Below are 22,441 nucleotides of genomic sequence, written 5' to 3'. Positions count from 1 at the left end.
GATAAAAATATAGTTTAATGGGTAGTTATCCCTCATCTAAAAAGGTGGGGGATGTACTGCTCATTAAAGTGAAAATACCGGAAAGGAGAGGAAAAATGGGAAATCAACATGCAATGGATTTGTTTGAGGAAGAGAAAAAGTTTATAAAAGCGCAAGTTCTTCATACCATTTTCCACAACGAAGAAAACCTCTATTCCGTTGTCAGTATGAAAGTCATTGAAACGAATGAAACGTATGACGAAAAGAAAGTAATGATAAACGGTCATTTTCCCCGCATGCATGAAGATGAAGTGTTTACATTGACAGGTCATTTTAAGGACCATCCAAAGTATGGAAAACAATATATGGTTGAAACATTTAAAAAAGAATTGCCGCAAACAAAAGCAGGTATGGTGCAATATTTAGCGAGTGATTTATTTAAAGGGATAGGAAAGCGTACAGCTGAAAAAATTGTAGACCATCTCGGAGAACATGCTATTTCTAAAATTATGGATGACCCTGAGGCATTAAATGGTGTTGTTAATAAACAAAAGGCTCAGGAAATATATGAGACAATTGTTGAACATCAAGGGTTAGAGAAAGTAATGAGCTTTTTAAATGGCTACGGTTTTGGAACGAAACTTTCTATTAAGATTTACCAGCAGTATAAAGAGATGACATTAGAAGTGATTCGTAATAATCCGTATCAACTTATCGAAGAAGTGGACGGGATTGGTTTTGGAAGAGCGGATGATATAGGGCGTGCGTTAGGGATATCGGGTAATCATGACGACCGTGTACGCGCAGGATGTTTTTACACATTAGAGAATGTCTCATTACAACTTGGTCACGTTTATATGAGGAAAGATCAACTTGTAAGAGAAACGATGTCACTTTTAAACAATCAAGAAGGAAGAGTGACTGAGGAAGATATTATAGGTTGTATTGAAACGATGCAAAGTGAAGGGAAAGTCATCATAGAAGAAGAACGAGTGTATTTAGCAACGTTATTCTACTCTGAGAAAGGTGTTGTAAAGTCTATTCGCAGGCTTATGAATCAAGAAGAAACACCTTCATTTCCAGAAGCAGAAGTGTTAAAAACGTTAGGTGAAATTGAAGAACAACTGAACGTACAATATGCACCGTTTCAGCAAGAAGCAATTCAAACAGCACTTCATAAACCGATGATGTTATTGACAGGTGGACCAGGAACAGGGAAAACAACAGTTATTAAAGGGATTGTTGAAATGTATGCATCACTACACGGGTTATCGTTAAATCCGAATGAATACAGTGATGATAATCCATTTCCAATACTATTAACAGCTCCAACAGGAAGAGCAGCGAAGCGAATGAGTGAATCGACAGGACTTCCAGCTTGCACAATTCACCGTTTACTTGGTTGGACGCCAGAAGGATCTTTCCAGCGTAATGAAACGGATCCTGTCCAAGGTAAGCTCCTTATTATCGATGAATTTTCAATGGTTGATATTTGGCTTGCAAATCAGCTATTTAAGTCGTTGCCGACGAACATTCAAGTTATCGTTGTAGGTGATGAAGATCAGTTGCCATCTGTAGGACCTGGACAAGTATTAAAAGATTTATTAAATGCAGGCGCAGTTCCGACAGTGAAGCTTACTGAAATTTATCGTCAAGCGGAAGGCTCATCAGTGATTCAACTTGCCCATGCGATAAAAAATGGAACTCTACCACCAGATTTAGCACAAAATCAAAAAGATCGTTCATTTATCGGCTGTACAGGAGCTCAAATTGTTGAGGTTGTGAAAAAAGTTTGTGAAAATGCTAAAACAAAAGGCTTTAGCGCAAGAGATGTACAAGTATTAGCACCGATGTACCGCGGGCCTGCTGGTATTAATGTATTAAACGAAGCGCTGCAACAAGTATTTAATCCGAAGAGGGAAAAGAGTAAAGAAATTGCTTACGGTGATGTTGTGTACCGAAGAGGCGATAAAGTACTGCAACTCGTGAATCAGCCGGAGAGCCAAGTGTTTAATGGTGATATTGGGGAAATTGTTTCGGTGTTTTATGCGAAAGAAAACGTTGAGCAACAAGATATGATTATCGTTTCATTTGACGGAATTGAGGTAACGTATACGAAGCCCGATTTAAATCAAATTACGCATGCATATTGTTGTTCCATTCATAAATCACAAGGTAGTGAATTTCCGATTGTTATTATGCCAATCGTGAAAAGTTACAACCGTATGTTACGTCGTAATTTAATTTACACGGGCATTACAAGAAGTAAGAAGTTCCTTATTATTTGCGGAGAGGAAGCAGCTTTCCAATCTGGTGTAAATCGCCTTGATGATGCAATGCGTCAAACAACCTTAGCTAGTCGCTTGCAAGAATCACAAGGAGAAGTACAGATGGTCACAGTTAATGGCGAGGAAATGGACGTGGAAAACATTTCACCGTATGATTTCATGTAACAAGGTGAAATTATATAGTGAAACTTTCAAACGCATAGCGTTGAAAGGCTCCAGTAAAATGTATAAATGAATGCAGTTTGGACATAATGGCGAATAGAATCTGGGAGACTGTAAGGAGATGAAAGCCATATGTTTATTTGTCCAAATTGCAAAGGGAAAGACATTGGAAAAATAGGTGTCAACCAATTTTATTGCTGGAATTGTTATATCGAATTATCGGTTTCAAAGGGGAAAATCCATACGCATCAAGTTGAGGAAGATGGTTCACTAAGCTCTCTTGATGATTTATTTGATGAGAATGAAAGAACGATCGGATAACGAAAAGGGGGATTTACTTTGAATCTACGCAATTCATTAATCGCATTAGGTGTTGGAGCTGCAGCATATCAATATGCTCGTAAGCAAGATGTATTTTCAAAACGCAATATGAAAAAAGCACGTAAGATGATTAAGTCTTACTTATAATCATTTCGATAAAGTGAAAAACTCCCTTATAGACAAGGGAGTTTTTTTATGCACTCATATGTAAATAAAAAAGTCCGATTTCTGAGAAAAGATAAGATAGACCGTAGCAGCCAACGCCAAGTATTCCATACTGCCATAATTGCTTCGCTTTTTCTTTACGTGAAGAACGAATAAAGAATCCCTTCCAAATACCGAACCCGATACAAATCCATTCAAGAATCATAAAAAGTGCTGATAATCCAAGCATAAACAAAACCATAATTAGCCCTCCTGATTATATTAATTCATGCTGTATTCTCAGGGGTGGTTGTCCTTGTTATGTTATTTATATGTACGTCTTTAAAAAACAGTATGGTCCGTATGAAAAGATTTTAAAAGTTTCGCACATAACCTACCCCATTTATTTTCAAAATAAAGGTGGAGGAGGTTTTTCATGTGAAGAATCTTAAAATCATTTGGATATATCGTTTAGGATTATTGTTACTTGTTTTTCTTTGTCTGCTCGTCTTTTTAAAAATTAAGCCGCTATGGGCACCGATTATTTTTGTATTTAAAGTAGCGATTACGCCGTTTCTTATCGCGTGTTTTATTGCGTATTTATTGCACCCTTTAATTGAAAAAATTCATAAGGAAGGGATGCCCCGTACACTTGCCATTTTGCTCATTTATATCCTTTTCTTTGGCGGAATTGGTTATGGGATTTATAAAGGAACACCAGTCGTTATTAAGCAGTTACAAGAGATTAATGAACAATTTCCGCAGTTTACAAAAATGTACGATTCGTGGATGGATGGCGTTACAGAACAAACGGCGAATTTCCCTTCGTTCATTCATGAAAAGGTGAAACAACTTTTTGTGGGTGTGGAAACGAAGATTCAAGCGCTTTTAAATAAAGTGATGAGTACAGCTCGTGGTGTACTCGATTCATTGCTCATTATTTTCTTAATACCGTTCATTGTATTTTACATATTAAAAGATTATGGTGAGTTTTATCATATCTTTTGGAAACTAGTCCCAAGTAAATGGCGAGGTACGGGGCAAATGCTTGCGAAAGAAATTGATAAATCACTTGGAAGTTATATTCGAGGACAGTTATTTGTTTGTTTAGTATTAGGGGGAGTATCAGCTCTTTCTTTTTGGTTTATCGGTATGAAATATCCATTATTGCTTGGCATTATTATTGGGGTAACGGATATAATCCCGTACTTCGGTCCTATTTTAGGAGCAATCCCGACGTTAATGATTGCAGCAACAGTATCAACGAGTTTACTTATTAAGGCGGGGATCACAATTGCGATTTTGCAATTTGTGGAGAGTAACATTTTATCGCCTTACATCGTTGGTAAGTCACTTCGTATGCATCCCGTTATTATTATGCTTGCCTTACTAGTTGGGGGAGAGGTAGCTGGGATTGTAGGATTGCTAATATCGGTTCCGATTTTAGCAGTTATTCGCACTGTCATTGTTCATGTGAGACCTCTCTTGAAAAAAGAAGATGTGTAAGTATAGAAGCCCTCTATGTAAGAAATAGAGGGCTAATCATATATTTATTTATTTAGAAAGCTGCTCGTGTATCTTTTGAACGAGGGAGCTCACATCATTTGTTTGAATATGTTTTATTTTTTTCCATTCGTTATCATACATAAATACAATTTGATTGTTGAAAAGACGCTTTTGTTCTTTTAGATTAGAAATTTTTGCGAAAGAGTACTCTTCAAATATTGGATTCTTACTTATATCTGGCCCATAAAAGAATAGCCTTTTGTTCGTTAAAATTAGCAATCCTGGCCTTGCGACGGAACGATAAATAAATATGTCTAATGAACATGCTGCGTAAAATAATATCGTTTCGTCAGTCGCTAATATGTTTTTAGCTTTGCTAAGTAAGGTTGTCATTGTGATCGCTCCTTTATTTTATTAACAATAATTTAATTATAACAAAAAAAGTAATATTTAGAAATTTTTATAAATTATTCTTATAAGGAGATTCCGATTTATTAATAAATGCATACTATATGAAAAGGCTGTTAAGAATGAATAGTAGAATACTTATGATTAATAAGTAATTAATCCAATATAAATGATTATCTACATTGACAAACTTAAGAGAATTCTATTATATTTAGTCATATAATACATTAAATCAATGACGGAACAAGTACGTTACAGTCCATTTATAGAGAGAAGCTTCCATATGGCTGAAAGAAGCTTTAAATGAAGGGTAACAGAAAGCTAATCCTGAGAGCAGCTAATCACTGCCGTCTTGCCACGTTACGGCACCATGAGGTGATGAATTGATTGTTATTGTAATCAATTCATAATTAGGGTGGTATCGCGAGTTAACTCTCGTCCCTTTTATAGGGACGGGAGTTTTTTATATTTAAGGAGGAAAATACAATGAAACAACTAACAGGCGCACAAATTCGTCAAATGTTTTTAGACTTTTTCCAAGAAAAAGGACATGCAGTAGAACCTAGTGCATCACTAGTTCCGCATGAAGATCCATCTCTGTTATGGATTAACAGTGGTGTAGCGACATTAAAAAAATATTTTGATGGACGTGTAATCCCGCAAAATCCACGTATTACAAATGCCCAAAAATCAATTCGTACAAACGATATTGAAAACGTAGGGAAAACAGCTCGCCACCATACATTCTTTGAAATGTTAGGAAACTTCTCAATCGGTGATTACTTTAAAGAAGAAGCAATTACTTGGGCTTGGGAATTCTTAACGAGCGACAAATGGATCGGATTCGATAAAGAATTACTATCAGTTACAATCCATCCAGAAGATGAAGAAGCATTCACAATTTGGAATGAGAAAATGGGCGTTCCCAAAGAGCGTATTATCCGCTTAGAAGAAAACTTCTGGGATATCGGTGAAGGCCCAAGTGGACCGAATACAGAGATTTTCTATGACCGCGGAGAAGCTTACGGTAATGACTTTAGTGACCCAGAATTATATCCAGGCGGAGAAAACGAACGTTACTTAGAAGTATGGAACCTTGTATTCTCTCAATTTAACCATAATCCAGACGGTTCATATACACCACTTCCTAAGAAAAACATTGATACAGGGATGGGTCTAGAGCGTATGACATCTATCGTTCAAGATGTGCCTACAAACTTTGATACAGACCTATTCATGCCGATGATTGGTGCAACAGAAACAATTTCTGGTGAAAAATATCGTAATGGCGATTTAGAAAAAGATATGGCATTCAAAGTAATTGCTGACCATATCCGTACAGTAACATTCGCTGTTGGTGACGGTGCTCTTCCATCTAACGAAGGCCGTGGTTATGTATTACGTCGTTTATTACGCCGCGCTGTTCGTTATTCGAAGAAATTAAACATCAACCGTCCATTTATGTTTGAATTAGTACCGGTTGTTGGAGAAGTAATGAAAGACTTCTATCCAGAAGTACTTGAAAAGAAAGATTTCATTGCGAAAGTTGTGAAGAACGAAGAAGAGCGTTTCCATGAAACACTTCATGATGGTGAAGCGATTTTAGCTGAAGTAATTGCAAAAGCAAAAGAAGAAAAAACAACTGTTATTTCTGGAGTAGATGCGTTCCGTCTATATGACACATACGGTTTCCCAATTGAATTAACAGAAGAATATGCAGAAGAAGCTGGCATGACAGTTGATCATGAAGGTTTTGAAAATGAAATGGAAAAACAACGTGAGCGTGCACGTGCTGCTCGTCAAGACGTTGATTCTATGCAAGTTCAAGGTGGTGTCCTTGGAGAAATTAAAGTAGCGAGCGAATTCGTTGGTTACGGTACAGTTGCAACAGAAAGTAACGTTGTTGCACTTGTGAAAAACGGCGAATACACAGACAGCTTACAAGCTGGTGAAGAAGGACAGTTAATTCTTGATGTAACACCATTCTATGCTGAGAGCGGTGGACAAATTGCAGACCGTGGTTACCTTCTTGCAGATGGTGTGAAAGTTCTTGTAAAAGACGTACAAAAAGCACCAAACGGCCAAAACTTGCATAAAGTTGTTGTTGAAGAAGGAACATTAACGAAAGATGCGGCTGTAAAAGCTATTATCGATACGAAAAATCGTAGTAGCGTTGTAAAAAATCATACAGCAACTCATTTACTACACCAAGCATTAAAAGACGTACTTGGAACACACGTTAACCAAGCAGGTTCTCTTGTAACTTCTGAACGTCTACGCTTTGACTTCTCTCACTTCGGTCAAGTACAAGCTGACGAATTAGAAAAAATTGAGCGTATGGTAAACGAGAAAATTTGGGAAAGTATTGATGTTGAGATTTCTCAAAAAGCAATTGAAGAAGCGAAAGAAATGGGCGCAATGGCATTATTCGGTGAAAAATACGGAGATGTTGTACGCGTTGTACAAGTTGGCGATTACAGCTTAGAGCTTTGTGGTGGTTGTCACGTTGATAATACAGCTTCTATCGGTATTTTCAAAATCGTTGCTGAATCTGGTATCGGTGCAGGAACTCGTCGTATTGAAGCAGTAACTGGTAAGTCTGCATACGAATTAATGAACGATCAAGTAGGTTTATTAAAAGAAGCAGCAGGAAAAATGAAAACAAATCCGAAAGATATTTTAACAAGAGTTGATGGTCTATTTGCTGAAGTGAAACAACTGCAAAAAGAAAATGAATCTCTTGCTGCGAAATTAAGCAATATCGAAGCTGGAAACTTAACTGATTCTGTAATGACAGTTGATGGGGTGAATGTATTAGCAGCGAAAGTAAATGTTGCAGATATGAACAACTTACGTACGATGATGGATGACTTGAAAAATAAATTAGAGTCAGCAGTTGTTGTATTAGCGTCTGTTAATGACGATAAAGTAAACATCCTAGCAGGTGTAACGAAAGACTTAATTAGCCAAGGTTACCATGCTGGTAAACTTGTGAAAGAAGTAGCTTCTCGTTGCGGCGGTGGCGGTGGCGGCCGTCCTGATATGGCACAAGCAGGGGGTAAAAACCCAGCTCAAGTCGAAGAAGCTTTAGCATTTGTACAAGAGTACGTTAAATCTGTTTCAAAATAAAGAGATAGTAGTGTACAATGGTAGGGAGAGGAGAAGTTCTTCTCCCTATACTTACTATATAAGTGAGGTGCTTGAAATGGACGGTTTTGATAAAACAATGAAGTTTAGCATTCAAGATGAAAAACAGAGTGTCCATGTAAATGATGTACTTTTAACTGTGTATGATGCACTTCAAGAAAAAGGTTATAATCCGATTAACCAAATCGTCGGTTATTTATTAAGTGGAGACCCAGCATACATACCTCGCCATAAAGATGCACGTAGCATCATTCGCAAGCTTGAACGTGATGAGTTAATTGAAGAGCTTGTGAAGTCTTACTTGAAACATCATCGTGAGGAGTAGTTTATGCGGATATTAGGTTTAGATGTAGGTACAAAAACAGTCGGAGTTGCAATTAGCGACGAAATGGGCTGGACAGCACAAGGATTAGAAACAATTAAGATTAACGAAGAACGAGGTCACTTTGGTTTTGATCGTATTTCTGAGTTAGTAAAGCAGTACAATGTGGACAAGATAGTAGTAGGTTTACCTAAAAATATGAATGGTACAATTGGCCCGCGTGGTGAAGCGTGCCAACAATTTGCAGAAAACCTACGAGAGCTGTTACAATTAGACGTTGTAATGTGGGACGAGCGTTTGTCAACAATGGCAGCGGAACGTCTGCTCATTTCAGCCGATGTAAGCCGTAGGAAGCGAAAGCAAGTAATTGATAAGATGGCTGCAGTCGTAATCTTACAAGGATTTTTAGATAGTAAATAAGAGGTGACCAAAATGGAAGAAAATCAAATTACAATTGTAGACGAAAAAGGTAACGAACATTTATGTGAAATTATTTTCACTTTTGACGCTGAAAAATTTGGAAAAAAATCGTACGTAGTCTTCTCTCCAATCGGTGAAGTAGACGAAGATGGAGACCAAATTTATGATGCAATGGCTTATGAGCAAAATGAAGAAGAGGGCGGAACTTTACTTCCAATCGAATCTGAAGAAGAGTGGGAAATGGTACAAGAAATGTTCAACACTCTAGCTGATGAGCAAGAAGCTGAATAATAAGTACTGAAAAGATGGACGACATACAGTCCATCTTTTTTTTGTATTTATATGTAAAATGAAAGATTTTTTGTCGAAACTGTGTAAGTCTTTGTAGTATAATGAGACGGATTGTAGAAAAATAAAGTGTCAATTAAAAAAGATAAGTGAATTTTTTGCGTTTTTACATCGTGCTGTATAGAAAGGTGTACATACGGTCTACAATTAAGTAAGGAGGAAATGTTTTGATAGAGAATCAAGTGAAAAAGAAGCGTAGACGTATCTTTTTATTTTCGATTATTGCACTGCTTTTAGTTTGTGGTTCAGTCTATGCGTATATTTCATCCGCATTAGGACCAGTTGATAGCGGGAATAAAAAAGAGATTGAAGTAGAAATTCCGAAAGGATCATCTACAAGTAAAATTGGAGAAATTTTAGAAGAAAAAGGTGCTGTGAAAAACGGTACAGTTTTTAGTTTTTATACAAAGGCTAAATCGAAAAGTTTACAAGCAGGTACATATTTATTAAACCCTTCAATGAGTGCTGAAGATGTGATCGAACAAATGTCATCTGGCAATGTGCATCGTCCAGCTCTTTATAAAGTGACGATTAAAGAAGGGGCGCAAGTAACTGAAATTGCAGAAACGATTGCGACAGAACTAAAGTGGAATAAAGATGATGTTACGCGTCAATTAAACGATAAAGCATTTATTCAAAAAATGCAGCAAAAGTATCCGAAGTTATTAACGGATAAAATCTTTGATAGCAATATTAAATACCCATTAGAAGGTTATTTATATCCTGCAACGTATTCGTTTTATAAGAAAGATACGACGTTAGAAGAAATTGTAATTCCAATGCTTGAGAAAACAAATGCAATCATTGTTCAAAATGAGGCGACAATGAAAGCGAAGAATTGGGATGTTCATCAGCTTTTAACATTATCTTCACTTATTGAAGAAGAGGCAACTGGTTTTACAGATCGTCAAAAGATCTCTAGTGTCTTTTATAATCGTTTAGCAAAAGGTATGCCGCTTCAAACGGATCCAACGGTATTATATGCACTTGGAAAGCATAAACAACGTGTATTATACGAAGATTTAAAGGTCAACTCACCGTACAATACGTATGTTGTAAAAGGATTGCCGGTAGGGCCAATCGCAAACTCTGGTAAACATTCAGTAGAAGCTGCGTTAGAACCTGCGCAAACAGATTATTATTATTTCTTAGCTGCACCAAGTGGTGAAGTGTACTATGCGAAAACATTAGAAGAGCATAATGCATTAAAGCAAAAATACATTACGAAAAAACAGTGAAATGGGGAGGGATAGCGAAAAAAGTCGCACATCCCTCTTTTTTGTGGTAAAATATATCGGGTTAAAAACTGGCAGAAGAATCGTTTTTAATATCAAAACGGGACGTACAAGCTAAGGGTAAAGCTGGCTTGTATTTTTATTGCATTCTATGTGTGAAAAGACGTCATAGAGGCACTTCTCCATGTAAATAAGGAGGACCATTTATGGAGGATGCAGTTAACGAGTACCTATTATCATTTATTGATCCGAAAGATAAATTAATTCTTGAAATGGAAGAATATGCAACAGAAAATCATGTGCCGATTATGGATCGACTTGGAATGGAATTTATGCTGCAATTTTTACGTTTAATTGGACCGAAAAGCATTTTAGAACTTGGAACAGCAATCGGTTATTCTAGTATTCGTATGATGCAAGCTATTCCAAATTCACGTATTGTGACAGTTGAGCGCAATCGTGAGCGATATGAAAAAGCACTTGAATATATAGAACGTTCCCCAGTAACAGATCGTATTTCAGTTATTTACGGTGATGCGTTAGAGACAGGTGAACAAGTAAAAGAACACGGGACATTTGACGTTATTTTTATTGATGCAGCAAAAGGACAGTATCGTCGCTTTTTTGACTTATATGAACCGTTATTAAATCCTGGTGGCGTAATTATTTCAGATAATGTTATGTACCACGGTCTTGTAACGACAAAAGAGAAAATTGAAAACAGACGTACACGTGGTTTAATCCGTCGTATTAAGACGTACAATGAGTGGCTTATGAACCATGAAGGATATGATACAACGATTTTCCCAATTGGTGATGGAGTAGCTGTTAGTAAAAAGAGAGGGTGACCAAGGTATGAAGAAACCTGAATTGTTAGTAACGCCAAGAGCGGTGGCGGATATCGAACAACTTGCGAAAGCAGGAGCAGATGCGGTAATGATCGGTGAGCAAAAGTTTGGTTTACGTTTAGCAGGGGAGTTTTCACGTGAAGATGTAAAACAAGCTGTGAAGATTGCACATGAAAATGGTGTGAAAGTATACGTAGCCATGAACGCTATGTTCCACAACGATAAAGTAGAAGAATTAACAGATTACGTTTCATTTTTAAACGAAGTAAATGTAGATGCAATTGTTTTCGGAGATCCAGCGGTATTAATGGCTGTTCGTGAAGTAGCACCAAATATGCAGTTGCACTGGAATACAGAAACGACAGCAACAAACTGGTTCACTTGTAATTACTGGGGACAAAGAGGATCAAAGCGTGCTGTATTAGCTCGTGAGCTTAGCTTAGATGAAATTGTTGATTTAAAAGAAAATGCTGAAGTGGAACTGGAAGTACAAATTCACGGTATGACTTGTATGTTCCAATCGAAGCGTTCATTAGTAGGAAACTACTTTGAGTATCAAGGACGTAATCTTGACATTGAAAAGAAAAAATATGAAGAGAATATGTTCTTATATGACCCAGAGCGTAACAATAAATATCCAATTTATGAAGATGAAAATGGTACTCACATTATGAGTCCGAACGACATTTGTTTCATCGATGAATTAGAGGAACTAATCGATGCTGAAGTTGATAGCTTAAAAATCGACGGTGTACTAAAAAGCTCTGAATACATTATTGAAGTAACGAAGAAATATCGTCAAGCGATTGATTTATGCGTAGAAGATCGTGATGCATATTATGACGTGAAAGATGATCTATATAAAGAAATAGAAGAAATGCAACCAGTAAATCGTCCGTTAGATACAGGATTCTTCTTTAAAGAAACGGTTTACTAAACGAGGAGGGTGTAGGAAATGACTGTACAAGAAATTTCACGAGTGATCGATGGCAAACGTGTTATTGTGAAGAAACCTGAACTGTTAATCCCTGCGGGTAACTTAGAAAAATTAAAAGTAGCTATCCATTACGGGGCAGATGCTGTATATTTAGGTGGACAAGAATTTGGTCTTCGTTCGAATGCAGGTAACTTTACGCTAGAAGAAATGGCAGAAGGCGTTGAGTTTGCAAAGAAGTATGGAGCAAAAATATACGTAACAACAAATATCTTTGCACATAATGAAAATATGGACGGGCTAGAGGAATATTTAAAAGGGATTGAAAAAGCTGGCGTAACGGGAATTATCGTTGCTGATCCACTTATCATTGAGACTTGTAAACGCGTAGCGCCTTCTGTTGAGGTGCATTTAAGCACACAGCAATCACTATCCAACTGGAAAGCAGCACAGTATTGGAAAGAAGAAGGTTTACATCGCCTTGTATTAGCTCGTGAAGCAAGCTATGAAGAAATGAAAGAAATTAAAGAAAAAGTGGATATTGAAATTGAAGCATTCGTCCATGGTGCAATGTGTATCGCATATTCAGGAAGATGTACATTAAGTAACCATATGACAGCGCGTGATTCTAATCGTGGTGGTTGTTGCCAATCTTGCCGCTGGGATTATGATTTAGTTCAAACAGTATCACAACATAAAGATGCAAAAGAGCTTCCTCTATTCCAAGAAGGAGATGCTCACTTTGCGATGAGTCCAAAAGATTTAAATTTAATTTTATCAATTCCAAAAATGATTGAAATCGGAATCGATAGCTTAAAGGTAGAAGGACGTATGAAATCAATCCATTACGTAGCGACTGTAGCAACTGTATATCGTAAAGTAATTGATGCGTATTGTGCGGATCCAGATAACTTTGAGTTTAAACAAGAATGGTTAGATGAGCTTGATAAATGTGCAAATCGTGATACAGCTCCTGCATTCTTTGAAGGGGTTCCAGGACATCAAGAGCAAATGTTTGGAAATCATAGTAAGAAAACAACGTATGATTTTGCTGGTTTAGTGTTAGATTATAATGAAGAAACGGGCATCGTAACGATTGAGCAACGTAATCATTTCAAACCAGGACATGAAGTGGAGTTCTTTGGACCAGAAATAGAAAACTTTACGCAAACGGTGGAGAAAATTTGGGATGAGGATGGAAACGAATTAGATGCAGCGAGACATCCGTTGCAAATCGTGAAATTCAAAGTGGATCAACGAGTGTATGTGAATAATATGATGCGCAAAAGCATACTTCAATAAGAAAGAGTGATAGTCGAATGGGGACGAATAAGCCTGTTGTAATTGGAATTGCTGGTGGTTCGGGATCAGGTAAAACGAGTGTAACGAAAGCGATTTTTGACCATTTTAAAGGTCATTCTATTTTAATCTTAGAGCAAGATTATTATTACAAAGATCAAAGCCATTTACCAATGGAAGAGCGTTTAAAAACAAATTATGATCATCCGCTTGCGTTTGATAATGATCTGTTAATTGAACATTTGCAGCAGTTGCTTGCATATGAGCAAATTGATAAGCCTGTATATGACTATACATTGCATACGCGTTCAGAAGAAATTATTCCGGTTGAGCCGAAAGATGTAATTATTTTAGAAGGAATTCTTATTTTAGAAGACCCACGTCTTTGCGAGTTAATGGACATTAAATTATTCGTTGATACGGATGCTGACCTTCGTATTCTGCGCCGCATGCAACGTGATATTAAAGAGCGCGGTCGTACGATGGATTCAGTTATTGATCAGTACGTAAATGTTGTACGTCCAATGCACAATCAATTTATTGAGCCTTCTAAGAAATTTGCGGATATTATTATCCCTGAAGGTGGACAAAACCACGTTGCAATTGATATTATGGTGACAAAAATTGCAACAATTCTTGAACAAAAAGTAAATTTGTAATAGCATAGTAAAAGATATACGGTAGGAAGGGATTTTTTCCCTTCCTATCGAATACAATGAAACATGCAACCTCATCTATATATAGGTGAGGGCATATTTATATCAACTTTCCATACATATCTTCTTTATATAAAGAAGAATTGGAAATACGGGGTTGTATGTGACAACTCCGCTAGTGCAAGGGTACTAGAAACCTCCGCTAACAATGGAAGCGGAGGAGTTTTCATATGGAACTCCTCTTTTTTTCGGGGGATTGGTATATAAAAGGAGTGGAAAATATGTCAACAGAAAAAACATACCCTATGACGCAAGAGGGTAAGCAAAAACTAGAGAACGAACTTGAGCAATTAAAAACAGTAAGACGTAAAGAAGTAGTAGAACGTATTAAAATCGCACGTAGCTTCGGGGATCTTTCTGAGAACTCTGAGTACGATGCAGCGAAAGATGAGCAAGCGTTCGTAGAAGGACGTATTACACAATTAGAAAATATGATTCGTAACGCAGTTATCATTAAAGATACTGGCGAAGTATCTACTGTTGTTACATTAGGTAAAACAGTAACATTTAAAGAATTACCAAACGGAGATGAAGAAGCGTATACAATCGTAGGTAGCGCAGAAGCTGATCCATTCGAAGGAAGAATTTCTAACGATTCTCCAATCGCAAAAAGCTTATTAGGTAAGCAAATTGGTGAGAAAGTAACAATCCAAACACCAGGCGGAGAAATGCAAGTAGAGATTGTCTCTGTAAAATAAAAAAAAGATTCTCCTATCGGGAGAATCTTTTTTTTATCCCGCTATTTGCCAGACAGTAAGACCACCATCTCAAAATTCAGCGGAAGCAAAGAAGTTAGGTGGGCATCGGACTGCTCGTAAACGCCCGCTTGGTGAGGGCTAATTAAAGTTTCTTTTTATCTGTAGAATAGAAAAATTTGTGTAAACCTTAGAGTGATTCGACAAAAAATGTCAAAAAAACATTTTAAGCTTTGATATCATAATTAGAGACCATAGTTTTTAAAAGGGAAAAGGGGCTAATTATGAAACATAAAATCTTTACAGGATTGGTTTGTAGTATCTCTATATTAGGACTTGCTGCATGCGGAACGAATGAAGAAACTACATCATCAAAGGGAGAAAAAGTAAAGCAAGAAGAAAAAAAGGATATTAAAGCAACTGAGAGTTCAAAAGCCTTAGAAAATCCACAAGATAAAAAGGAATTTAATGATTTTGATGTAGCGTATCAATTAGCAATTGTCATGAAAATATTTCAAGATGTAACGATTAAGTATGATTACGCAATTGGGAATCCAGATTATTTATTGCGAGATTCGATGGATCAAAAAACAATAGATGATATGAAGAATATGTTACAAGAACAGGCGAAGAATAATGATAAAATTTTAAAAGATGAAGTGAATCAAGCATATACATATTTAAAACAATCGAAAGTAAGTAATAAAGATGATATTCAAAAAATAATAGATGCACAAAATAATTATTTACATATTGTAGATAAGATGATTACTTGTATTGATTCTGTAACAGTTGAGAATGCAAAAGAAAAAAGAAATGAAATGGATAATCTTAGTAAGGATTATTTAAAAATAGCGGCTAATGTAACAACCACTGTAATTGAAGTTGCTAAAAACACTGGAGTGAATGAAACTGAATTTAGATCGCTTCTTATGAAATTTTTAGAGAAGCCAAAGAAACAATAATAGCCTTATATAATATCTGTTTTTGTTTTGGAGATTGTATAAATAAAATAGTACCTCGTCTAAACTACAATAGACGAGGTGTTTTTTATGAAAATAAAACGGAGAATTACAATTGTTTTAATTTGTTTTATGTGCGTTATGTTTGTATTGCTTTGTCGTTTAATCCAAATTCAAATTATAGATACAGAATCATTTACTGATCGCAAAATAAATTTAATTGAAAAAAGTGTTACGCAACGCACACAATCCATTACAGTAGACGATGGACGTGGGCAGTTTATAGATCGTAATGGTAAAAAAATAGGTGAGGAAAAATATCCTGTTTTAATTATTTTTCCATTTTTACAAATAAAAAATGACATGTTAGAGAAAATCGCGCATATCATTGGTGTGTCGAGACAAGAGATTAGAAGACAAATGAAAAATAATAAAAATGCATTTACACTACAAGGAGAAACTGCTCCATTTCGAGTGACACGAGAGCAGATGGAGAAGGTAAATGAATTACATGTATTAGGTATTGTAGCAGCTGAAGTGCGATTAAAACAAACTGGAGAGATAAATCATTTAATTGGTGATGTAGGGGAGAACGAAAGGGAGTTTCAAAAGCGATATGGAGAATTGAAAAGAATCTCAAAACAAACGCCGATAGGTATTTCAGGATTACAGCAATCATTTGATGAATTTCTATTGACTGATGGAGAGGCAAAAGTATTATATCAAGTAGATCGGCAAGGAGAACCAATTTTCGGAAAGCAAGCGAAATACACTTCACCAGGAAATCCATTTTATCCAGTTAGGATTCAAACTACTTTACATAAAGAGTTGCAGCAAAAAGCAGAAGAAGTGATTGAAGCGAACGAAATAAAGAAGGGGGGACTAGTATTACTAGATGTAAAGACAAATGAAATATTAGCGATGGCTAGTAAGCCGTCTTTACAAGTAAGGGATGAGAATTTATATAAAACTACACTTGAAAATCAAATGTTAACGCCACATTTTCCAGGCTCTGTTTTTAAAACAGTAGTTGCAGCTGCAGTCATTGATCAAAAAGTAAATTTGTTTAATCGGACATTTAACTGTAATAAAGATTTATATGGTGAAAACGACCCACAAGTTAGGATGGGTACACTTAACTTTAAAGAGAGCTTTGCTAGGAGTTGTAACAGGACATTTTCCGAGTTAGGTAACGAGCTATTACAAAAGGATAAGACGGTGCTAGAAACATACGTAGCAGCTTTAGGAGCAAATGAAAAGGTTGGATGGAAAGGTTCTGTATTTCATACACCTCATTTTGAGCAAATGCCAGAAGAAAAGGGTACTACTATTTGGGGGAATGAAGAAAATAAAAATAGTAAAAAAGCGGTAGAACAAACAGCAATTGGACAGAAAGATGTACGTATATCACCTCTAGCAATTGCAAATATGATGGCGACGATTGCGAGGAATGGAGAAAAGATGGAAGTGAAAGCAGTTGAAAAAATAGTATATAAAAATGGAGCGGATTTTTTTACATTTGAGAGCCATACGTTAAATGGAAAACAGCTTTCGTATGAAACAGTGAAAACATTACAAGAGTTATTAAGAGGCGTTGTAACAAGGGAGAAAGGAACAGGAACGGCATTCCGTTCGTTGCCACTAAGTGTCGCTGGAAAATCCGGGACAGCGCAAACAGGGAAAGGGACGAGGGTGAATCGCTGGTTTGCAGGTTATTTTCCGTATGAGAATCCAAGATATGCTTTAGTTGTTGTTGATCTAGAGACTGATAGCAAAGTGAATAAAGTTACACCTATTTTTAAAGATATGGTAGGAGCAATCTATCAATTGGAGAATGAAAAGTAATCTTGCAATTTATAGTGAAATGTCTTCATTTCATGAAAATATCATTGTAAATGTTCAACCTTTCTAGATTTAATGTTACAATAGCAATTAGGAAAAACTGCATGGAGGTTTGGAGAATGGCAGGAGGATCAAGATTCCAACAGAAACAACAAAAACGTCGTCAAAACGGTGTTTTAAATATTGCAATCGCTATTGTATTACTATTAGTAGCTATTGTAGCATATCAATTGTTCGTTCCTAGTACGAAAGAGCAAGCATCTTCTACTGATAAGAAAGTCTCTCAACAAACAACAAAGAATGAGAAAGCTGGAAAATCAGAAGATAAAGAATCTGCTAAGAAAAAAGAAAAAGAACAAGAGCAAGCAGAAGCCAAGAAAAAAGCTGAAGAAGAGAAGCTAAAGGCTGAAGAAGAACAGAAAAAAGCTGAAGAAGAAGCGAAAGCTAACGAGAAAGTATCAGCTGAGAAAACTGTATCTAAGGCAAAAGAGGCGTATACAAAACCTTCTTGGAAAGCTGTAGGAACAGAACAAGGTTCATCACCAGCGATGACGTTTAAACAGGGTTCATCAGATTGGAATGAGATGCAAAGTGCAATTGCTGCAGGTGTTGAAGTACCGAAAGAGCAATTAGTATTCCATTTTGTTGGAAGAGACAAAACTGGAAAGAGTAAAGCTTATGGTGATGTTCAAGATAAGCAAAGTGGGAAAAGATATTATGTAAATATTGATTGGGTAGACAATGAGGGCTGGAAACCAGTACTTGTTCAAACTCTAAACTAAAAAAGAGAGGCTCCTTAGGAGCTTCTCTTTTTTGTTAACGCAATTTCTTTAATTTAAAATGAACAACCGCGCTATAATACGGTCTTTTGCTTTCAGGATCCATAACCATCTGATGTGAGATGTGATGAACTTCAAGCATAAGTGCTTTATTATTATCAATTTGTTCACTAATTTTTCGTTCTAAAGAAGCTAAGTCTCCCGCTTCAAAAAACTCTACTTTATCTTCTAACATTTCAAAGGTAAATGACATGAAGACGGCCCCTCTCCTATGTAATCAACTATAGTGTAACAAAGAAAAGAAGGAAATACCATGTACATTTCAATTGACATTTTTAGAAAGAGGGAATATCATACTGATAAAACCGATAAGAAAAAGGGGAATTTTTATGGGTACAGAATTTAATGGTTTATTTGATGAGTGGGCTCATACGTACGACTCATTTGTACAAGGCGAAGATATACAATATAAAGAAGTTTTCGCCCATTATGAGGACATTCTAGAGGATGTAGTTAACAAGTCATTTGGTAATGTATTAGAATTTGGTGTCGGTACAGGTAATTTAACAGATAAATTATTACTTGCTGGCCGCACAGTTTACGGTATAGAACCGTCGCGTGAAATGCGCATGATTGCAAAAGAGAAATTGCCAAAAGAATTTTCAATTACAGACGGTGATTTTCTTTCGTTTGAAGTTCCAAATTCAATTGATACCATTGTAAGCACCTATGCATTTCATCATTTAACAGATGATGAAAAAAATGTAGCGATTGCGAAGTATAGTCAATTGCTAAACAAAGGTGGTAAAATAGTGTTTGCTGATACGATATTTGCAGATCAAGATGCATATGATAAAACTGTTGAAACAGCAAAACAAAGAGGTTTCCACCAGTTAGCAAACGATTTGCAAACGGAATACTATACACGTATTCCAGTTATGCAGACTATTTTTGAAAACAATGGCTTCCATGTAACGTTCACGAGATTAAATCATTTCGTTTGGGTAATGGAGGCAACTAAGCAATAGAAAGAGGGATTAGATTGAGAATTGCTGTAATTGGAGCAATGGAAGAAGAAGTACGTATTTTACGTGACAAATTAGAACAAGCAGAGACAGAAACAGTTGCAGGTTGTGAATTTACGAAAGGGCTATTAGCAGGGCATGAAGTAATCTTGTTAAAGTCTGGTATTGGTAAAGTAAACGCAGCGATGTCAACGACAATTTTATTAGAAAAATATAAGCCTGAAAAAGTAATTAATACTGGTTCAGCTGGTGGATTCCATCATTCTCTAAACGTAGGTGATGTAGTTATTTCCACTGAAGTTCGTCACCATGACGTAGATGTAACAGCATTTAACTATGAATATGGTCAAGTACCAGGAATGCCGCCTGGATTTAAAGCTGATGAGGCGTTAGTTGCATTAGCTGAGAAATGTATGCAGGCTGAAGAAAATATTCAAGTTGTAAAAGGTATGATTGCAACAGGTGATTCATTTATGAGTGATCCGAACCGCGTTGCAGCCATCCGTGATAAATTTGAAAATCTTTATGCGGTAGAAATGGAAGCAGCAGCAGTTGCACAAGTATGCCACCAATATGAAATTCCGTTTGTTATCATTCGCGCACTTTCTGATATTGCTGGTAAAGAATCAAATGTTTCATTTGATCAGTTTTTAGATCAAGCAGCTCTTCACTCTACAAACTTTATTGTAAAAGTGTTAGAAGAGTTAAAGTAATGTAACAAAAAGGCAACTGTCTCATATAAAGAAAATACATACAGTTGCCTTTTCTTTATTGGCAAACAAGGGGGAGAACACGATGAATGTATATCGTGGAGTTCATGAGTTAATTGGTCATACACCAATTGTAGAAATTACTCGTTTTTCACTTCCGAAAGGGGTCCGTTTATTTGCAAAGCTTGAATTTTATAACCCAGGCGGAAGCGTTAAGGATCGTTTAGGAAGAGAATTAATCGAAGATGCGCTAGAAAAAGGGCTTGTTACCCAGGGTGGAACAATTATTGAACCGACTGCTGGGAATACTGGTATTGGACTGGCACTTGCAGCATTAGAACATGATTTACGTGTTATCGTTTGTGTACCAGAGAAATTTAGTATTGAAAAACAAGAATTAATGAAAGCACTAGGTGCAACGGTCGTGCATACACCGACTGAGGAAGGAATGACCGGTGCAATTGCTAAAGCAAAAGAGTTAGTAAATGAACTACCGAATTCATATTCTCCAAGTCAGTTCGCAAATGAGGCAAATCCTCGTGCATATTTTAAAACATTAGGACCTGAACTGTGGGACGCATTGAATGGAGAGATTAACATATTTGTTGCTGGAGCAGGAACTGGCGGTACGTTTATGGGGACTGCATCTTATTTGAAAGAAAAAAATATAGATATTAAAACAGTGATTGTAGAGCCAGAAGGATCTATTTTAAATGGTGGTAAGGCTGGTTCACATGAGACCGAAGGAATTGGACTGGAATTTATCCCGCCATTTTTGAAGACATCTTATTTTGATGAAATTCATACGATTTCTGATCGAGATGCATTTTTACGAGTGAAAGAATTAGCCCAAAAAGAAGGACTTCTCGTTGGGAGCTCTTCAGGAGCAGCATTTCATGCGAGCTTACTGGAGGCAGAGAAGGCAGCACCAGGTACAAATATTGTAACCATTTTTCCTGATAGCAGTGAGCGCTATTTAAGTAAAGACATATACAAAGGATGGGAATAAAAAATGAGAGCAAAGACAAAGTTAATTCATGGTATTCGCATAGGAGAACCTTCAACTGGATCTGTAAACGTACCGATTTATCAAACAAGTACGTACAAACAAGAAGCAGTTGGTAAGCATCAAGGATATGAATATTCACGTACAGGTAACCCAACACGTGCAGCTTTAGAAGAAATGATTGCTGTATTAGAAAATGGGCATGCTGGATTTGCATTTGGTTCAGGAATGGCTGCTATTACAGCGACAATTATGTTGTTCTCAAAAGGTGACCACGTAATTTTAACAGATGATGTTTATGGCGGAACATACCGCGTTATTACGAAAGTATTAAACCGTTTCGGTATTGAGCATACATTTGTAGATACAACAAACTTAGAGGAAGTTGAAGAAGCGATTCGTCCAAATACGAAAGCAATTTATGTGGAAACACCAACGAATCCACTACTAAAAATTACTGATATTAAGAAAATATCTACTCTTGCTAAAGAGAAAGACTTATTAACAATTATTGATAACACATTCATGACGCCATATTGGCAGTCGCCGATTTCTTTAGGAGCAGATATTGTGCTTCATAGTGCAACGAAATATTTAGGAGGTCATAGTGACGTAGTTGCAGGTTTAGTAGTTGTAAATAGTCCACAACTAGCAGAAGATCTTCACTTTGTACAAAACTCAACAGGAGGTATTCTTGGGCCACAAGATAGCTTCTTACTACTTCGCGGTTTAAAAACATTAGGAATTCGTATGGAAGAACATGAAACGAATTCACGCGCTATTGCTGAGTTCTTAAATAATCATCCAAAAGTAAATAAAGTATATTACCCAGGTCTTGAATCACATCAAAACCACGAATTAGCAACAGAACAAGCAAACGGATTTGGTGCTATTATCTCATTTGATGTAGATAGTGAAGAGACATTAAATAAAGTACTTGAGAAACTACAATACTTTACACTTGCTGAAAGCTTAGGAGCGGTAGAAAGTTTAATTTCTATTCCATCTCAAATGACACATGCATCAATCCCAGCCGATCGCCGCAAAGAATTAGGAATTACAGATACATTAATTCGTATTTCTGTCGGTATTGAAGATGGTGAAGATTTAATTGAAGATTTAGCACAAGCGCTAGCATAATAAAAAATGCACTGCTCTATATTAGCAGTGCATTTTTTTATTACATCATTTGTGAAACATTTCACAAAATAGACATACACAAACGAAATGATTTCATGTATATTGAATTCAGGAAATGTTACTCACGAACAAACTTGTGAAACTTTTCACAAACAATGAAATTCATGTAGGAAAGCATCTCTATTTTTTTGTGTTAATTGGGACT

Annotated in this window: 24 protein-coding genes and 1 other annotated feature; of the genes, 21 read left to right on the top strand and 3 right to left on the bottom strand. The window is 36.5% G+C overall.

Annotated features, from left to right (window positions below):
- Positions 1-95 precede the first annotated feature (95 nt).
- From recD2 to MHB52_RS22770, 3 genes are all read left to right on the top strand, one after another.
- Positions 96-2,432, top strand: coding sequence for an SF1B family DNA helicase RecD2 (recD2, locus tag MHB52_RS22780; protein WP_000528086.1), 2,337 nt, complete (start codon positions 96-98; stop codon positions 2,430-2,432).
- A 129-nt stretch (positions 2,433-2,561) separates the two neighbouring features.
- Complete coding sequence (locus MHB52_RS22775; RefSeq protein ID WP_000469281.1) at positions 2,562-2,750, top strand: hypothetical protein; 189 nt, start codon at positions 2,562-2,564, stop codon at positions 2,748-2,750.
- An 18-nt stretch (positions 2,751-2,768) separates the two neighbouring features.
- Complete coding sequence (locus tag MHB52_RS22770; RefSeq protein WP_001053553.1) at positions 2,769-2,897, top strand: YrzQ family protein; 129 nt, start codon at positions 2,769-2,771, stop codon at positions 2,895-2,897.
- A gap of 46 nt (positions 2,898-2,943) precedes the next feature.
- Here MHB52_RS22770 and MHB52_RS22765 read toward each other — a convergent pair whose 3' ends face one another.
- Positions 2,944-3,156, bottom strand: a complete 213-nt coding sequence (locus tag MHB52_RS22765; RefSeq protein ID WP_000242539.1) for a hypothetical protein — start codon at positions 3,154-3,156, stop codon at positions 2,944-2,946.
- A gap of 176 nt (positions 3,157-3,332) precedes the next feature.
- On the opposite strand from MHB52_RS22765, the gene MHB52_RS22760 reads away from it, so the two are divergent.
- Positions 3,333-4,400, top strand: a complete 1,068-nt coding sequence (locus MHB52_RS22760) for an AI-2E family transporter (protein WP_000793128.1) — start codon at positions 3,333-3,335, stop codon at positions 4,398-4,400.
- 48 nt (positions 4,401-4,448) lie between these two features.
- On the opposite strand, the gene MHB52_RS22755 is transcribed toward MHB52_RS22760, so the two are convergent.
- Entirely contained in the window at positions 4,449-4,793 is a 345-nt protein-coding gene (locus MHB52_RS22755) for a PH domain-containing protein (RefSeq protein WP_061664889.1), read from the bottom strand.
- A 241-nt stretch (positions 4,794-5,034) separates the two neighbouring features.
- Positions 5,035-5,254 (top strand) — a binding site (T-box leader).
- Between the two features lie 40 nt (positions 5,255-5,294).
- Here MHB52_RS22755 and alaS point away from each other — a divergent pair.
- From alaS to MHB52_RS22690, 13 genes are all read left to right on the top strand, one after another.
- Positions 5,295-7,937, top strand: coding sequence for an alanine--tRNA ligase (gene alaS / locus MHB52_RS22750; RefSeq protein WP_000811825.1), 2,643 nt, complete (start codon positions 5,295-5,297; stop codon positions 7,935-7,937).
- Between the two features lie 76 nt (positions 7,938-8,013).
- Positions 8,014-8,280, top strand: coding sequence for an IreB family regulatory phosphoprotein (locus MHB52_RS22745; protein WP_000348590.1), 267 nt, complete (start codon positions 8,014-8,016; stop codon positions 8,278-8,280).
- Positions 8,281-8,283: 3 nt separating this feature from the next.
- Positions 8,284-8,697, top strand: a complete 414-nt coding sequence (ruvX, locus tag MHB52_RS22740) for a Holliday junction resolvase RuvX (protein ID WP_061664888.1) — start codon at positions 8,284-8,286, stop codon at positions 8,695-8,697.
- A gap of 12 nt (positions 8,698-8,709) precedes the next feature.
- The gene (locus MHB52_RS22735) at positions 8,710-8,988 is read left to right on the top strand and encodes a DUF1292 domain-containing protein (protein ID WP_000392247.1); all 279 of its coding nucleotides are present in this window, start codon (positions 8,710-8,712) and stop codon (positions 8,986-8,988) included.
- A 224-nt stretch (positions 8,989-9,212) separates the two neighbouring features.
- Positions 9,213-10,283: an endolytic transglycosylase MltG gene (mltG, locus tag MHB52_RS22730; RefSeq protein ID WP_016118655.1), complete on the top strand. Its 1,071-nt coding sequence runs from the start codon at positions 9,213-9,215 to the stop codon at positions 10,281-10,283.
- A gap of 203 nt (positions 10,284-10,486) precedes the next feature.
- Positions 10,487-11,128 carry an O-methyltransferase gene (locus MHB52_RS22725; RefSeq protein WP_000389102.1) on the top strand — a complete coding sequence of 214 codons (642 nt, stop codon included), beginning with the start codon at positions 10,487-10,489 and terminating at the stop codon, positions 11,126-11,128.
- A 7-nt stretch (positions 11,129-11,135) separates the two neighbouring features.
- Positions 11,136-12,065, top strand: coding sequence for a peptidase U32 family protein (locus tag MHB52_RS22720; RefSeq protein ID WP_000742807.1), 930 nt, complete (start codon positions 11,136-11,138; stop codon positions 12,063-12,065).
- Between the two features lie 18 nt (positions 12,066-12,083).
- Positions 12,084-13,364 (top strand): peptidase U32 family protein, encoded by a 1,281-nt coding sequence (locus tag MHB52_RS22715; protein WP_000217974.1) that lies wholly within the window; start codon positions 12,084-12,086, stop codon positions 13,362-13,364.
- Positions 13,365-13,381: 17 nt separating this feature from the next.
- On the top strand, positions 13,382-14,020 hold the full coding sequence (udk, locus tag MHB52_RS22710) for a uridine kinase (RefSeq protein ID WP_000537078.1): 639 nt from the start codon (positions 13,382-13,384) through the stop codon (positions 14,018-14,020).
- Positions 14,021-14,298: 278 nt separating this feature from the next.
- Entirely contained in the window at positions 14,299-14,775 is a 477-nt protein-coding gene (gene greA / locus MHB52_RS22705; RefSeq protein ID WP_000102591.1) for a transcription elongation factor GreA, read from the top strand.
- A 281-nt stretch (positions 14,776-15,056) separates the two neighbouring features.
- On the top strand, positions 15,057-15,737 hold the full coding sequence (locus tag MHB52_RS22700) for a hypothetical protein (protein ID WP_000680878.1): 681 nt from the start codon (positions 15,057-15,059) through the stop codon (positions 15,735-15,737).
- Positions 15,738-15,824: 87 nt separating this feature from the next.
- The gene (locus MHB52_RS22695; protein WP_000695140.1) at positions 15,825-17,579 is read left to right on the top strand and encodes a peptidoglycan D,D-transpeptidase FtsI family protein; all 1,755 of its coding nucleotides are present in this window, start codon (positions 15,825-15,827) and stop codon (positions 17,577-17,579) included.
- Positions 17,580-17,695: 116 nt separating this feature from the next.
- Positions 17,696-18,358 carry a YrrS family protein gene (locus tag MHB52_RS22690; RefSeq protein WP_000897099.1) on the top strand — a complete coding sequence of 221 codons (663 nt, stop codon included), beginning with the start codon at positions 17,696-17,698 and terminating at the stop codon, positions 18,356-18,358.
- Between the two features lie 34 nt (positions 18,359-18,392).
- On the opposite strand, the gene MHB52_RS22685 is transcribed toward MHB52_RS22690, so the two are convergent.
- Positions 18,393-18,608 carry a YrzA family protein gene (locus tag MHB52_RS22685; RefSeq protein WP_000010984.1) on the bottom strand — a complete coding sequence of 72 codons (216 nt, stop codon included), beginning with the start codon at positions 18,606-18,608 and terminating at the stop codon, positions 18,393-18,395.
- A gap of 136 nt (positions 18,609-18,744) precedes the next feature.
- Here MHB52_RS22685 and MHB52_RS22680 point away from each other — a divergent pair, with 136 nt between their 5' ends.
- The 4 genes from MHB52_RS22680 (at position 18,745) to MHB52_RS22665 (ending at position 22,236) form a co-directional block, all read left to right on the top strand.
- On the top strand, positions 18,745-19,383 hold the full coding sequence (locus tag MHB52_RS22680; protein ID WP_000536313.1) for a class I SAM-dependent methyltransferase: 639 nt from the start codon (positions 18,745-18,747) through the stop codon (positions 19,381-19,383).
- Positions 19,384-19,397: 14 nt separating this feature from the next.
- Positions 19,398-20,093, top strand: a complete 696-nt coding sequence (mtnN, locus tag MHB52_RS22675) for a 5'-methylthioadenosine/S-adenosylhomocysteine nucleosidase (RefSeq protein ID WP_001217024.1) — start codon at positions 19,398-19,400, stop codon at positions 20,091-20,093.
- A gap of 82 nt (positions 20,094-20,175) precedes the next feature.
- Entirely contained in the window at positions 20,176-21,099 is a 924-nt protein-coding gene (locus MHB52_RS22670; RefSeq protein WP_016118652.1) for an O-acetylserine dependent cystathionine beta-synthase, read from the top strand.
- Between the two features lie 3 nt (positions 21,100-21,102).
- Positions 21,103-22,236 (top strand): bifunctional cystathionine gamma-lyase/homocysteine desulfhydrase, encoded by a 1,134-nt coding sequence (locus MHB52_RS22665; RefSeq protein ID WP_001201908.1) that lies wholly within the window; start codon positions 21,103-21,105, stop codon positions 22,234-22,236.
- The last annotated feature ends 205 nt before the right edge of the window (positions 22,237-22,441 follow it).

Origin of the sequence: Bacillus sp. FSL K6-0073 (assembly GCF_038006085.1) — a bacterium.
GTDB lineage: Bacteria > Bacillota > Bacilli > Bacillales > Bacillaceae_G > Bacillus_A > Bacillus_A cereus.
Note: the sequence above shows the minus strand (reverse complement) of the source record. Positions and strands in the feature narration are given on the sequence as shown.

What these genes read in the sequence shown, in the direction of transcription:
- recD2 (WP_000528086.1), top strand. Translation starts at nt 96, where the DNA reads ATGGGAAATCAACATGCAATGGATTTGTTTGAGGAAGAGAAAAAGTTT.
- MHB52_RS22775 (WP_000469281.1), top strand. Translation starts at nt 2,562, where the DNA reads ATGTTTATTTGTCCAAATTGCAAAGGGAAAGACATTGGAAAAATAGGT.
- MHB52_RS22765 (WP_000242539.1), bottom strand. Translation starts at nt 3,156, where the DNA reads ATGGTTTTGTTTATGCTTGGATTATCAGCACTTTTTATGATTCTTGAA.
- MHB52_RS22755 (WP_061664889.1), bottom strand. Translation starts at nt 4,793, where the DNA reads ATGACAACCTTACTTAGCAAAGCTAAAAACATATTAGCGACTGACGAA.
- alaS (WP_000811825.1), top strand. Translation starts at nt 5,295, where the DNA reads ATGAAACAACTAACAGGCGCACAAATTCGTCAAATGTTTTTAGACTTT.
- MHB52_RS22745 (WP_000348590.1), top strand. Translation starts at nt 8,014, where the DNA reads ATGGACGGTTTTGATAAAACAATGAAGTTTAGCATTCAAGATGAAAAA.
- ruvX (WP_061664888.1), top strand. Translation starts at nt 8,284, where the DNA reads ATGCGGATATTAGGTTTAGATGTAGGTACAAAAACAGTCGGAGTTGCA.
- MHB52_RS22735 (WP_000392247.1), top strand. Translation starts at nt 8,710, where the DNA reads ATGGAAGAAAATCAAATTACAATTGTAGACGAAAAAGGTAACGAACAT.
- MHB52_RS22725 (WP_000389102.1), top strand. Translation starts at nt 10,487, where the DNA reads ATGGAGGATGCAGTTAACGAGTACCTATTATCATTTATTGATCCGAAA.
- MHB52_RS22720 (WP_000742807.1), top strand. Translation starts at nt 11,136, where the DNA reads ATGAAGAAACCTGAATTGTTAGTAACGCCAAGAGCGGTGGCGGATATC.
- MHB52_RS22715 (WP_000217974.1), top strand. Translation starts at nt 12,084, where the DNA reads ATGACTGTACAAGAAATTTCACGAGTGATCGATGGCAAACGTGTTATT.
- udk (WP_000537078.1), top strand. Translation starts at nt 13,382, where the DNA reads ATGGGGACGAATAAGCCTGTTGTAATTGGAATTGCTGGTGGTTCGGGA.
- greA (WP_000102591.1), top strand. Translation starts at nt 14,299, where the DNA reads ATGTCAACAGAAAAAACATACCCTATGACGCAAGAGGGTAAGCAAAAA.
- MHB52_RS22700 (WP_000680878.1), top strand. Translation starts at nt 15,057, where the DNA reads ATGAAACATAAAATCTTTACAGGATTGGTTTGTAGTATCTCTATATTA.
- MHB52_RS22695 (WP_000695140.1), top strand. Translation starts at nt 15,825, where the DNA reads ATGAAAATAAAACGGAGAATTACAATTGTTTTAATTTGTTTTATGTGC.
- MHB52_RS22690 (WP_000897099.1), top strand. Translation starts at nt 17,696, where the DNA reads ATGGCAGGAGGATCAAGATTCCAACAGAAACAACAAAAACGTCGTCAA.
- MHB52_RS22685 (WP_000010984.1), bottom strand. Translation starts at nt 18,608, where the DNA reads ATGTCATTTACCTTTGAAATGTTAGAAGATAAAGTAGAGTTTTTTGAA.
- MHB52_RS22680 (WP_000536313.1), top strand. Translation starts at nt 18,745, where the DNA reads ATGGGTACAGAATTTAATGGTTTATTTGATGAGTGGGCTCATACGTAC.
- MHB52_RS22670 (WP_016118652.1), top strand. Translation starts at nt 20,176, where the DNA reads ATGAATGTATATCGTGGAGTTCATGAGTTAATTGGTCATACACCAATT.
- MHB52_RS22665 (WP_001201908.1), top strand. Translation starts at nt 21,103, where the DNA reads ATGAGAGCAAAGACAAAGTTAATTCATGGTATTCGCATAGGAGAACCT.